We start from the raw sequence: 11,465 nt of genomic DNA on the forward strand, positions 1-11,465 counted from the left end.
AAAGCGGGGGATTGGATGCCCGTTCCGGCGTGAATGCCGGCGCGGGGACGTCGACATGTCAGGCGATCAGCAGGAATCCCGCTGCGGCGGCGAGCACCGGCGCGATGACGCCCGCCGCGTCGCCGCCGTGTATCGCGGTGAAGCATTCCAGTGCGAGCGTGGACATCGTCGACAATCCGCCGCACATGCCCATGCCGAGGCCGCGGCTTGCGACCTCCTTGCGTCGCGCGGGGATGAGCGGCGAGCCGGCGAGGAACGTGGTGAGCCCGGCGTAGCAGAAGCATGCGAGGAGGTTCGCGGCGAGCGTGCCGATATGCCAGCTGCCGTTTGCACCGATGGCGGGAATCTGCGCGAACGCGTAGCGCAATGCGGTGCCGATGGTGCCGCCGCAGAAGACAATGAGAAGAATGTCGGCATGGATGTCCGGCAGACGTGTGCCACCCGTTTCGGGGGTCGGCTGTGATGACTGGCTCATAGGGAACCCTTTCCGGAACCGCTGGAGGTCGCTGAAGACACACCAGTCCCATATAGAGGAATCGTGTGTAGGGACCATCAGCGGGGGCTGCGGTTCGAAACGGATGTTTCAGGCGGGTTTCATCGCCTCCGGTTCAGAGTATTCACGGCCGGGACAAGCCGCTGCGTCCGTCTCGCTCACGTTCATCTCATTCATGCCCGGTCGGTTGCGTCCACCGCCGCACAGTCGGTGCCGTATTCTGCCGCCGTGGCGACGCCGCGGTGCATGAGCGCGGTCATCACGTCCGCCAGTTCCTCCTCGGGCGCGTCCATGCCGGAGGCGACCCACTGCTCGAGCACCGCGCAGATCGCGCCCGACCAGAACCGCGCGGCGTAGCGTGGTCCGGTCTCCACGGCGGAAGGCCCGCGGTTCATGTGCCATTGCATCGCATCCGTGATCCGCCCGCCATATCCCGCTTTCAGCAGCAGACGGTACTGCGGGGCGATGGCGCGCACCTCGGCGAGCAGCGCCAGCCACGCCTTACGCGTCTGGGTGATCGGGTCGTATGCGGTCAGCGTCCGGTTCACCGTCTCGATGAGCCCGTCCAGATATTCGGCGAGGATCGCCTCCTTCGACGCGTAGTTGCGGTAGTAGGCGTTGCGGGAGACCCCCGCGCGCCTCGCGATGTCCGTCACGGTGATCGCGGCGAACGGCTTGGTCTCCATGAGCTGGATGAGCGCCCCCTCGATGCACTTGCGCACGAACGCGTTCGACTCCTCGTTGTTGCGGTGCAGGGTGGCGATGCGCCGGCTGTCGGCGTCCACGTCACAGACCCCCATGTCACATTCTCCCGTCTTCCGTCATGTCCGATGGCGGCACGCATGCGTCCATTAGCGTCAATGATGTCACACATGTTACATCACAGCGAAGAAACGACAACACCATGGATCACACCCGAAGGGGAGAGGCGCGTCGGGAATACTGCGAACAGGCCTGCAAACCCTATCTCCGGTAGCCCCGCGCATAGCCCCGCGACGCCGACGCCTCCGGCATTGACTTCAAGCGCTCGAGGTCCGTAGCGTACAGAACCGTGCATCCGGACATGACATATGTGCCATACCTGACACGATGCACGACCGACCGCGACGCCGGCCGGCACAAGGAAAGGACGATCATGGACAATCCAAGCGCATTCCCGATCGGGGAACCGAACGACGCCTACGCGCAGTACTTCGAAGGACAAAGCTACCTGGCTGCGCTCGCCGGCGACGATCAGGTGAACGTTGCGAACGTGACGTTCGAGGCCGGCTGCACGAACCATTGGCATGTGCATCATGGCGTGTGCCAGATCCTGCTCGCCGTGGGCGGCCGTGGCTACTACCAGATCGAAGGACACGACCCGGTCGAGATGAAGCCCGGCGACGTGGCCTACATCCCGCCTGAGACCAAGCACTGGCACGGCGCCGCTCCCACCGAGGCGTTCGCGCACATCGCCGTCATGCCGAAGCGTGACGGCGCCTCCAACGAATGGCTCGAGCCCGTCGACGAGGAGGAATACCGCAGGCTCGCATAGCTTTGTGAGGCATCGTCTATTGCAGGAACCAACGCCATGCGGGAACCACATCGATGGTTCCCGCAGACGTGGTGACGCTTCCCTCCTCATCCAATGAGATAAGCGTTCCGTGCCGCAGACCCGTATTGGACATAGCTGCCGTGAGGTTGCCTATCTCGCTGTGGAATTTGTCGCTCAACGACGGGTCCGCGAAGTCGGCGACGTTTGTGCTGTCAATGCCGGTCCGTACTGCGACCTGGATCAGTTGATATGGCTCTCCGGTCGCCTCGTCTCCGACGACGAAGTCCACTTCCGGGCAGTTTTTGGCTGAATATGAGGCGATCGCGTTGCTTCGGTTGTCGCCGTATCGTCGTTTGAGTTCTATGAACACCGCCGTTTCCAGCCGTTGCCCGAGGTCGAGATGATTGGCGGGCGCCACGGCCAATGAGAGACCGGGGTCGACGGAGTAGACCTTGTACGAGGATTTGGGGTTGTCGCGAATGGAGAGGGTGAAGTCGCCCACTTTGAATAGCAGGTGTGCATCCTCGAAATCGTCCATCAGGTCATACAGCTTGGGTCCGGAGACCGGAACCTGCATGCCGCGCAGAGCTTTGATCTGGGCGTTGATGGAGAATTTGAGTCCTGTGGATCGCATGGCGTTGCGGGAAAAACGTGTGGCGACTCGCATCGAGGTGGTGCCGAATCGTTCCAGGACGTCCTTGATGACGATCTCATCCGCATAGCCCTGAAGCATGCGCATGCGGTCAAGCGTACCCATGCGCTGCACGGCGGGGAATCCTCCCACGTTGAGATATTCAACGAACGCGGATTGCAGCGGGCGACGTGTGTTCGCGGAATACTCCCCGGCGATCCGGGTCGTCGGAATATCGTGGAACAGGCAATACTCTTTGAAGCTCAGGGGCCACATCTCCCTTGACAGGGACCGGCCGCGCAGGTTCGTGGGAATATCCGAAGACAGCAGTTTCGATGAGGAGCCGGTGAGCACGATGGTGACATTATGCTGTTCGGCCACGCGACGGATGAAATTCGTCCAGTATGGCGCTTCCTGAATTTCGTCGAAGAGGAGGTAGCAGCCGTTCAATGCTTCGGGCACCATGCGGTAATAGGCGTCAAGCAGGTCGGCGAGGGTGTGGTCGGTGAATGGCATGATGCGTTCGTCGTCGAATGAGAAATGGAATAGTCTCGTGCGTGGGATTCCGGCGGCAAGAAGCCTATCCATAAGCTGGTACATGGCGTAGGTCTTCCCACATCGACGTACTCCGGTGATGGTGTGGATCACATTGTTGCGAGCCGGCTTAGGAACCTCGATGATCGCGCTGTCTCGCATGATGTAGTCCGGAATCTGGAAATCGAGATATTCGGCGATGAGTGACGACAGTGACATATATCTCTCCATCTTCTTCTGCTTGCGATGAAGATGATATCACATCTTCATCTGTGCTTGATGAAGATCGAATCCTGTCTTCATTGAACACAGATGAAGATATGGGCGCAGCTGCAGTGGAAGGGGAGAGCCCGAAAGCGTGGATACTTCTGCTGGAATCTAATACCGTGGCACGGGCGCGGGCGGGATCTGGCCTGTTTTGTCCTGCATGTCGGAGGCGAGGTACTGCATGTCGAGCGCGGCCACGGCGCCGTCCGCCACCGCGGTGACGACCTAGCGCAGGTCCTTGGCGCACACGTCGCCGGCCGCGTAGACGCCCGGGACGTTGGTGCGCCGCTTCGCTTCGGCCCTGATATACCCGCGCTCGTCAAGGTCGACGAAGTCACGGACCAGCGTGGTGTTGGGAACGAACCCGGCAAACACGAACACGCCGAACGTCATGCCACGACGGGCATGGTATTCGGTGGTTTCACCGGTCGTCCGGTCGCGCAGCCTTGCCCAGCGCAGGCCGCCGTCGCCCACGGAGCCGTCGTCGGCGGATTCCCCGTCGGGATATGATCCGACCGCTTCCAACACGGTGTCGAATCGGACGTCGATCTTCGGATGGCGCATGCACTTCTCGGCCACCTGCGCGGCGCAGGTGAACCCGTGTCCGCGCACCAGCACGGTGACATGGTCGGCGAACTGCGTCAGATACACCGCCTCCTCGGCGGCCGAATAGCCGCCCCCGATGATGACGTCGTCGTAGAGATCGCCTTCCGTGTTGTCCCCGGCGACGCTGGTCGGGGAGAGGACGGGCAGCGACACCGAGGCCGCATCCTTGTTTTCGCTCATGGCCCGTACGGTAGATGCGCAAACCTCACCCCATGTCACGGGCCGGTTACGCCGAGGAAAACCGGTGCCGCGAACGACGCGCCCGTCGTTCTTCGCCCGCGATCCCGCGTCGCACAGCAGGCACTGACGGTCTACAGGCATGAATCGCGATCCCATAACGCCCTCGCATAAAGCGTACGGACGGTGAAACAGACTAAGCTTGACATACGTGTGACCGACATGCGCGAAGCAAAGGAGATTTGACATGGCCATGGATTCGCAGACGAATACGAAAGCGACGGAAAGCACGGAACCGACGGCGGCTGATACGGCACCGGCCAACGGCGGCACGGCCGTGAATCTTGAGGACATCACGACCATCGCCAGCATAGGCACGGGCACAATGGGCCACGCCATCGCATTGCAGTTCGCACTTGCCGGTTATCCGACGCGGTTGATCGGACGCAGCGAATCGTCCTTGAACCGCGCGATGACGAACATTCGCGCGGACGCCACAACGCTTGCGAATGCGGATCTGCTGTGGGACGACGAGAGCGTGGACGACGTGCTTGCGCGCATCATGCCGGTCATCGGCTACGAGCGGGGCGTCGCCGGCGCCGATTTCGTCATCGAGGCGATCGCCGAGAACCTCGACGTCAAGCATGAGGCGTGGCAGGAGATCGAACGGTTCGCGCCCGCGGACGCGATCTTCGCCACGAATACGTCCGGATTAAGCCCGACCGCCATCGCTTCCGTGCTCGCGAAACCGGAACGGTTCGTGGTCGCGCACTTCTGGAACCCCGCCCACCTGATGCCGCTCGTCGAGGTCGTGCCGGGGGAGCGTACCGACCCGCAAGTGCTCGGCACCACGGTCGAACTCATGAAGCGCATCGGCAAGAAGCCGGCGCAACTCAACAGGGAAGCGCTGGGGTTCATCGGCAACCGACTGCAGATGGCAGTGCTGCGCGAGGAGTTCCACATCATCCAGGAGGGCATCGCCGACGCCGCCACCGTCGACGATGTGATGAAGTACAGTTTGGGCCGTCGCTGGAATCTGGTCGGTCCGGTCGCGAGCATCGATCTGGGTGGGCTCGACGTGTTCTACAACATCAGCACCTATCTGTTCGACGACATGGACAACGGCACCGGGCCCAGCCCGCTGCTCACCGAGAAGGTCAAGGCCGGCGACCTCGGTGCGAAAACCGGCCGAGGCTTCTTCTCATGGCAGGGCGAGACCGGCAAACGCATCATCGAGCGCCGCGATGCGGCCTTACTGCAGGCCCTGAAGGAGGACATGACCGGAGACGAGGATCGCTGACGGATGGGCATGTGACAGATGGGCATGAGGGCTTCTCCCCGCGTCCCGAATACGCTTGAACTGCGATTCGGAACATAGGGAGAAGCCCTCATGCAATCAAATCACCGACCGCATGAGCCGCCTGGCCCGCGAGATGGGCGTATACCATCGCACCGGAGCGCTCATGTGCTTCATCGGCCTGTCCTATGCCGCGTTCTCGCTGACCATGTTCTTCGTCGGCTCGCCAAGGCAATACGACGAGATCATTGCGATCAGCGTGGCGACGATCTCCTTCACCAAGATCGGCATCGCCATACGTGGCGTCATGGTGGCCAGACGCACGCACGACCCGATCGACTCATCCGTGAAGTTCGTGACGTTCATCGACGCGATGCTCTCGCTCGTCGTCACCCAGGACGTGCTGCTTGAATCCCAGCACACCACGAACGCCGCCCAATCCTCCGGGCTGTTCGGCATCGGGCTCGGTATGCTGGCCATCCTCATCGGACTATGGATGCCGCTGCGCAAACGCTGGCCCGAACAGGCCATCGTCAACCCGGCCGGCACTACCATGTCATCGAAAGCATCAGGCGAATAACCGACAACCCACGACAACCATACGGAAGACCCCACACCCGATCATGACCGACAATCGTCGCACAGACACCACGCCCATCAACCCGGCCCACGAAACCACACCGGTTTCATCGACATCCGCGACAACCATCACCGACCGTCAGCGCACCGCGATCTTCGCGGTGCTCCTCGCCGCATGCATCTCCGGTGCATTCGCGCAGACCGCGCTCACCACCGCACTGCCCGCCATCATGACCAGCCTCGACATCTCCGCGGTGCTCGGCAACTGGCTCACCAGCGGCTTCTCGCTCGCCATGGGCGTGATCATCCCCGCCACCGCGTTCATGATGAAACGATTCCCCACCAAACCCCTGTTCCTCGTGGGCATCGCCATGTTCGCCGGCGGCCTGCTGCTCGCCGCCGTCTCGACGAGCTTCCCGCTGCTCATGGTGGCCCGGATCATCCAGGCGCTCGGCTCGGGCATATCCCTGTCGATGACGCAGGTCATCATCCTTGCCCTGTACGCCGAATCCGGCGTCGGCACGGCCATGGGCTTCTACGGTCTCGCCGTATCCGCCGCCCCGGTGATCGCCCCGACCTTGGCCGGCATCATGGTCGACAACTGGGGATGGCAGTCGATCTTCTGGGTCTCCGGCGTGATCTCGGTCGTGGTGTTGGTCATCGCGCTGCCGCTGATGCGCAACGTGCTCAAGACCACGCGTGACGCGCACCTCGACATGCTTTCGTTCATCCTGTCCGCATTCGGATTCGCCGGACTTCAGCTCGGCTCCAGCAACCTCGGCGTGCGACCGTTCGCAAGCCTCGAGGTCGGCGTCGCACTGCTGCTCGGAGTGGCCTGTCTTACGCTGTTCGCTGTGCGGCAGTTGCGCATCGATCATCCGCTGCTGGAGCTGCGCATCTTCGCTGTGCGCGACTTCACCGTGGCGGTGCTGCTGAGCATGTTCCTGTACGCTGTGCTCATCGCCGGCTCCACGATCTTGCCGATCTACATGCAGCAGATGGACGGTGCATCCGTGACCGTCTCGGCCTTGTCGATGCTGCCGGGATCCTTGGTGATGGCCGCGTCCTCGCCGATCACCGGTCGCGTGTTCGACCGCTTCGGCATCCGCCCGCTCGCGGTCGGCGGGATGGCGTTGCTCGCTGTGACGATGGTTCCGTTCGGCTTCCTCACCTCCGCGACGCCGATCTGGTGGCTCACCATCGTGTTCGCCGTGCGTTCGATCGCCGTGTCGATGGTGATGATGCCGGCCGCCACATGGGGTCTCGCCTCCGTGGATCGCGCGCATGCCAGCGACGCGAGCGCCCTGTTGACATCGCTCAGGACGATCGCCGGCGCGCTCGGCTCTGCCGTGTTCGTGGCCATCATGGTCGCCTGCGGCAACAATCCCGCCGGCGTGAGCGTGGCGTTCTGGGCCATGATCGCGCTGACGGCCGTCGGCTTCATCATGGCCGTCCTCTTCTGCCGCAAGCGCTGAGCCGGCTCCCGGGATCACATCGTCGAGTCCCGGGAACCGGCGTCTCTCGATCAGCTCACTTGGTCAGGAACGCCTTGTACGCCTCGGCCTGCTTGGCCAGCGCCTCGTCGCTGATGCCGAAGGACGCGAAGGTGACGAACGGCTTGACCCACGTGGCGTTGATGTGGTTGGCGGTGCCCTCGAACGGCACGAGCACCTGATCGATGGTGAAGCGGTTGTCGCCGTCCGGCTGGTACTTCGACTCCGGCGATCCGGTGGACACGGCGACGGCGAATTCCTTGCCTTCGAGCGCGTGGCCTTCGGAGCCGTACGCCCAGCCGTGCTCGAGCACCTTGTCCTCCCATTCCTTGAGGAGCGCGGGGGAGGAGAACCAGTAGAGCGGGAACTGGAACACGACGCGGTCGGCGGCCTCGACGGCCTGCTGCTCGGCCTTCACATCGATGTTGCCGTCCGGGTAGAGCGCGTACTCGTCGCGCACGGTCACGTTCTCTAGCTCGCCGGCGGCCTCGGCCAGCGCCTTGTTCACGTGGGACTGTCCGCCCAGATCCGGGTGGAACACCAGAACCAGCGTCTTCTTCATATCATGCTCCTTGTCTTCGGCGATTTGATGGTCAACCATCAGTGTCGCAAATGATGGGACTGGCACGCACGGCGCTACGTCGTAGGCGAACAGGATGACGTATGCGTCCGTGCGGCACGTTGTCGGCGACGCTCATTACGGTTTACAGTCATGTGTTCCCTACTGATGGCCATGTGCCCGCAGACCGGCGGTCTGCCGGGCAGGTACGAGTACTGAGGTCTCCGAACCGAGACTGTTCGGACCAAGGCGGAGCCATACCCAAATTCGCGTAATGGCCGCCCGATCATCGTCAGCAATCGTCAGCAAGCATCGTCATCACGGCAAACGGCGCGATATGCCGCGTTTTCCGCGTATGCGTCCAATGAAGAAAGATACAGAACACATCCATGTCTCAGAACAACCGTGCCGTCGAAACGACGGCAATCGCACATGACCGGCTCGAGGACGGCTGGATGCGCCGCGTCGCGCTCCTGCTCGCCGGTCAGGCGTTCTCCCTGCTCGGCTCCAGCATCGTCCAATACGCCCTGTGGTGGTGGATCGTCCTCGAATCGCGCACGGGCGCGTCCATGCTGCTCGCCACCTTGTTCGGCGTGGTGCCGCAGGCCATCGTCTCCATGTTCGGCGGCCCCATGGCCGACCGGTACAACCGCAAGATCCTCATCATGCTGCCCGACCTTGTCATCGCGGCCGTCACCGTGTTCCTGTCCGTGAGCTTCGCGCTGGGATGGGCGAACCTCTCGGTGATTTTCGCGGTCCTGTTCATCCGCTCGGCGGGCGGCGGCATCCAGATGCCCGCGGTCCAATCGTTCATCCCCGATGTGACGCCTACGGGCAAGTTGCTGCGCGTCAATTCGATCTACGGCGTCATCAATTCGGCGAACATGATCGTCGCGCCGGCGATCGCCGCCGTGCTCATCAACATGGTGCCGTTGTGGTCGATCCTGCTGGTCGATGTGACGACCGCGGTCATTGGCGTCGGCTTCGTCGCGATGATCCGCGTGCCGGCGAAACGTCCGGCGGACGGATCAAAGGTAGATGCCGACGTGGCCGACGCGGCAGGGGAGCCGTTGCCGGACGGACCGCTGCCACTCGCCGTGCTCAAACGCACGTTCGCGGATCTGAAGTCCGGCTTCGCCTACACGATGGGCAACCCGCGTCTCAAGGGCGTGATCGTAGGCGACGCGCTCACTTGCTTCGTGGCCGTCGCCCCGATGAATCTGACGCTGCTGCTCATGACCCGCGAATACGAGGGCATCGACCTGCATCTGGGATTCGTGAACCTCGTCACCGCGTCCGACAAGCTCGCCGCCAATGAGCTCGGCTGGAGCGCGGGCATGCTGCTCGGTGGCGCGCTCATGTCCACGATTGGCGCGAAGGTGTTGCGTGACGGCCGCTCACAGATGCGCATGGTCGTGTTCGGCATCGCCATGGTGGGCGTCACCGTCATCGGGCTCGGCACCGCTCCCAGCCTGCTCGCCTATCTCGTCATCAACGTGCTCAACGGCATGTCGTCGGCCATCTGCGTCGGTCCGATGCGCACGATCATGCAGTCCGAATCCGACGAGTCGATGACCGGCCGCGTCTTCGGTCTCGATACCACGCTCGCCACGTTCGGCATGCCGTTGGGCATGCTGGTCTTCGCCCCGCTCGCCGACGTGATCCCGATCTCATGGGTGTTCATCGCCGGAGGCCTGCTCACCCTGCCCGTCGCCTGGTACGTGCTGTATTTGACCCGGCGCGGCGTATCCGCGCGAACCTGAGTCGCGTCCGGCGCCGTCCACACCTATCGGGGCGGCATGCTCGTTGGGCTTGGCTGCTTGGTTTTCGCGGGCGTCCGCGTCCCGCGGCACGATGCGGGGGAGGAGCTCTTCGGACATGAACCGGCCGACCTCGGTGGGGGCGATGAGATCGGGATTGTTGAGCGCCGCACGGAAGATGCCGAGAATGCCCGAAAGATAGAAATGTTTGAGCAGTTCCAGCCGACGGCGTTCCTGCGGGTCTTTGATGTCTTCGACGTTCGGGGTGTCCGGGAACAGGATCGGCTGGATGTACGGCCATACGCTATTTTCCGCTCGTTCCACGAACTTCGGGTCTCCATGCGGGCCGAGCAGCACCCTGCCATAGCGGAACAGCGTCATGGGCACATCCGTCAGTTCGGGCGTGATGGCAAGCTTGCCGTCGCGCATCGATGCGGTGAGCATCGCATCGCGCTGCGCGATCAGGTCGTCCTCGATCTGGTCGCGCACGTCCCGCACCGACGAAAAGTACAGGTAGAACGTGGCCCGGTTATAGCCGGCCATATCGGTGATCTGCTTGACGCTGATCTTTTCGATGGGCTTCTCCTCATAGAGCTTCCAGAACGCCTCCTTGATGTTGCGAATGGTCTGCCCGGTCTGTTCCGGATTCTTCTTGGCCATGGTCCCGCTCCTTGGTGGAGGCGGATTCACGGCGCTCGTCGCGCCTGTCGAGAATCACTCGATGAATCCACCAGAATTGTCGATTGATGAATGCTGGTGATCTCATTATCTTGTTATCCGACGACATAGTGTCGAGTGATTAACGAGAGGAAAGCAACCACCATGTCATTCCTTCAATTCCATGACGTCGTGCGCCAATACGGCAGCGGCGAATCCGAAGTGCTGGCACTGAACCACGCGACCTTCGACATCGAGAAGGGCGAGCTCGCCATCATCCTCGGCGCATCCGGCGCCGGCAAGTCCACCACGCTCAACATCCTCGGCGGCATGGACCGTGCGACTTCGGGCACCGTCACCATCGACGGCAAGGACATCGTCAAGGCCAGCGAGGCGGAACTCACCGATTACCGCCGCTTCGGCGTCGGATTCGTGTTCCAGTTCTATAACCTCGTGCCCAATCTCACGGCCCTTGAGAACGTGGAGCTCGCCTCGCAGATCTGCCCCGACGCACTCGACGCCCGCGAGACCTTGGAGAAAGTCGGACTCGGCGAGCGCCTGAACAACTTCCCGGCGCAGCTCTCCGGCGGCGAGCAGCAGCGTGTCGCCATCGCGCGCGCCCTCGCCAAGAACCCGAAGCTCCTCTTGTGCGACGAACCGACCGGCGCACTCGACTACAACACCGGCAAGCAGATCCTCCAGCTCCTGCAGGACGCCTGCCGCGACCGCGGCATCACCGTGGCGTTAGTGACCCACAATTCCGCCCTCGCGCCGATGGGCGACCGCCTGATCCGCTTCCGCTCCGGCAAGGTCACCGAAATCATGACGAACGCCAACCCGACGCCCATCGCGGACATCGAATGGTAAAGGAGTGAACG

11 protein-coding genes and 1 pseudogene are annotated in these 11,465 nt (G+C 62.6%); 6 read left to right on the forward strand and 6 right to left on the reverse strand.

Features of this window, described 5'->3' with window-relative positions:
* Positions 1-61 precede the first annotated feature (61 nt).
* Both EMB92_RS01235 and EMB92_RS01240 read right to left on the reverse strand, forming a co-directional pair.
* Positions 62-475: pseudogene (locus tag EMB92_RS01235) on the reverse strand (fluoride efflux transporter FluC); the annotation flags it as partial.
* A 191-nt stretch (positions 476-666) separates the two neighbouring features.
* Complete coding sequence (locus EMB92_RS01240; RefSeq protein WP_150393519.1) at positions 667-1,293, reverse strand: TetR/AcrR family transcriptional regulator; 627 nt, start codon at positions 1,291-1,293, stop codon at positions 667-669.
* Between the two features lie 335 nt (positions 1,294-1,628).
* Between EMB92_RS01240 and EMB92_RS01245 the strand changes: the two genes are divergently transcribed.
* Positions 1,629-2,027, forward strand: coding sequence for a cupin domain-containing protein (locus EMB92_RS01245; protein WP_150393520.1), 399 nt, complete (start codon positions 1,629-1,631; stop codon positions 2,025-2,027).
* 16 nt (positions 2,028-2,043) lie between these two features.
* Here the strand turns inward: EMB92_RS01245 and EMB92_RS01250 are convergent, their stop codons facing one another.
* Together EMB92_RS01250 and EMB92_RS11875 are read right to left on the reverse strand one after the other, a co-directional pair.
* Positions 2,044-3,411 (reverse strand): ATP-binding protein, encoded by a 1,368-nt coding sequence (locus tag EMB92_RS01250; RefSeq protein ID WP_190973512.1) that lies wholly within the window; start codon positions 3,409-3,411, stop codon positions 2,044-2,046.
* Between the two features lie 273 nt (positions 3,412-3,684).
* Positions 3,685-4,245 (reverse strand): FAD-dependent oxidoreductase, encoded by a 561-nt coding sequence (locus tag EMB92_RS11875; protein ID WP_395951545.1) that lies wholly within the window; start codon positions 4,243-4,245, stop codon positions 3,685-3,687.
* Positions 4,246-4,627: 382 nt separating this feature from the next.
* On the opposite strand from EMB92_RS11875, the gene EMB92_RS01260 reads away from it, so the two are divergent.
* The 3 genes from EMB92_RS01260 to EMB92_RS01270 all read left to right on the forward strand — a co-directional run bounded on the left by EMB92_RS01260 (position 4,628) and on the right by EMB92_RS01270 (position 7,593).
* Entirely contained in the window at positions 4,628-5,542 is a 915-nt protein-coding gene (locus EMB92_RS01260) for a 3-hydroxyacyl-CoA dehydrogenase family protein (protein ID WP_449727604.1), read from the forward strand.
* A 112-nt stretch (positions 5,543-5,654) separates the two neighbouring features.
* Positions 5,655-6,119: a hypothetical protein gene (locus tag EMB92_RS11580; protein WP_223847500.1), complete on the forward strand. Its 465-nt coding sequence runs from the start codon at positions 5,655-5,657 to the stop codon at positions 6,117-6,119.
* 43 nt (positions 6,120-6,162) lie between these two features.
* Entirely contained in the window at positions 6,163-7,593 is a 1,431-nt protein-coding gene (locus EMB92_RS01270) for a DHA2 family efflux MFS transporter permease subunit (protein WP_150393523.1), read from the forward strand.
* 55 nt (positions 7,594-7,648) lie between these two features.
* Here EMB92_RS01270 and EMB92_RS01275 read toward each other — a convergent pair whose 3' ends face one another.
* Positions 7,649-8,212: an NAD(P)H-dependent oxidoreductase gene (locus EMB92_RS01275; protein WP_223847501.1), complete on the reverse strand. Its 564-nt coding sequence runs from the start codon at positions 8,210-8,212 to the stop codon at positions 7,649-7,651.
* Positions 8,213-8,625: 413 nt separating this feature from the next.
* Between EMB92_RS01275 and EMB92_RS01280 the strand changes: the two genes are divergently transcribed.
* On the forward strand, positions 8,626-9,933 hold the full coding sequence (locus tag EMB92_RS01280; RefSeq protein ID WP_223847568.1) for an MFS transporter: 1,308 nt from the start codon (positions 8,626-8,628) through the stop codon (positions 9,931-9,933).
* Here EMB92_RS01280 and EMB92_RS11585 read toward each other — a convergent pair.
* Positions 9,841-10,590: a TetR/AcrR family transcriptional regulator gene (locus tag EMB92_RS11585; RefSeq protein ID WP_223847502.1), complete on the reverse strand. Its 750-nt coding sequence runs from the start codon at positions 10,588-10,590 to the stop codon at positions 9,841-9,843. The genes EMB92_RS01280 and EMB92_RS11585 overlap by 93 nt on opposite strands.
* Positions 10,591-10,752: 162 nt before the next feature.
* On the opposite strand from EMB92_RS11585, the gene EMB92_RS01290 reads away from it, so the two are divergent.
* Positions 10,753-11,454: an ABC transporter ATP-binding protein gene (locus EMB92_RS01290; RefSeq protein ID WP_150393525.1), complete on the forward strand. Its 702-nt coding sequence runs from the start codon at positions 10,753-10,755 to the stop codon at positions 11,452-11,454.
* Positions 11,455-11,465 lie beyond the last annotated feature (11 nt).

The sequence above is a fragment of the Bifidobacterium callitrichos genome, assembly GCF_008698085.1.
Classification (GTDB): Bacteria; Actinomycetota; Actinomycetes; order Actinomycetales; family Bifidobacteriaceae; genus Bifidobacterium; species Bifidobacterium callitrichos.

Excerpts from the sequence above, each read along its gene's own strand:
- EMB92_RS11875 (WP_395951545.1), bottom strand. The coding sequence starts at position 4,245 with ATGAGCGAAAACAAGGATGCGGCCTCGGTGTCGCTGCCCGTCCTCTCC.
- EMB92_RS01240 (WP_150393519.1), bottom strand. The coding sequence starts at position 1,293 with ATGGGGGTCTGTGACGTGGACGCCGACAGCCGGCGCATCGCCACCCTG.
- EMB92_RS01250 (WP_190973512.1), bottom strand. The coding sequence starts at position 3,411 with ATGTCACTGTCGTCACTCATCGCCGAATATCTCGATTTCCAGATTCCG.
- EMB92_RS01275 (WP_223847501.1), bottom strand. The coding sequence starts at position 8,212 with ATGGTTGACCATCAAATCGCCGAAGACAAGGAGCATGATATGAAGAAG.
- EMB92_RS01290 (WP_150393525.1), top strand. The coding sequence starts at position 10,753 with ATGTCATTCCTTCAATTCCATGACGTCGTGCGCCAATACGGCAGCGGC.
- EMB92_RS01260 (WP_449727604.1), top strand. The coding sequence starts at position 4,628 with ATGGGCCACGCCATCGCATTGCAGTTCGCACTTGCCGGTTATCCGACG.
- EMB92_RS01245 (WP_150393520.1), top strand. The coding sequence starts at position 1,629 with ATGGACAATCCAAGCGCATTCCCGATCGGGGAACCGAACGACGCCTAC.
- EMB92_RS01270 (WP_150393523.1), top strand. The coding sequence starts at position 6,163 with ATGACCGACAATCGTCGCACAGACACCACGCCCATCAACCCGGCCCAC.
- EMB92_RS01280 (WP_223847568.1), top strand. The coding sequence starts at position 8,626 with ATGCGCCGCGTCGCGCTCCTGCTCGCCGGTCAGGCGTTCTCCCTGCTC.
- EMB92_RS11585 (WP_223847502.1), bottom strand. The coding sequence starts at position 10,590 with ATGGCCAAGAAGAATCCGGAACAGACCGGGCAGACCATTCGCAACATC.
- EMB92_RS11580 (WP_223847500.1), top strand. The coding sequence starts at position 5,655 with ATGAGCCGCCTGGCCCGCGAGATGGGCGTATACCATCGCACCGGAGCG.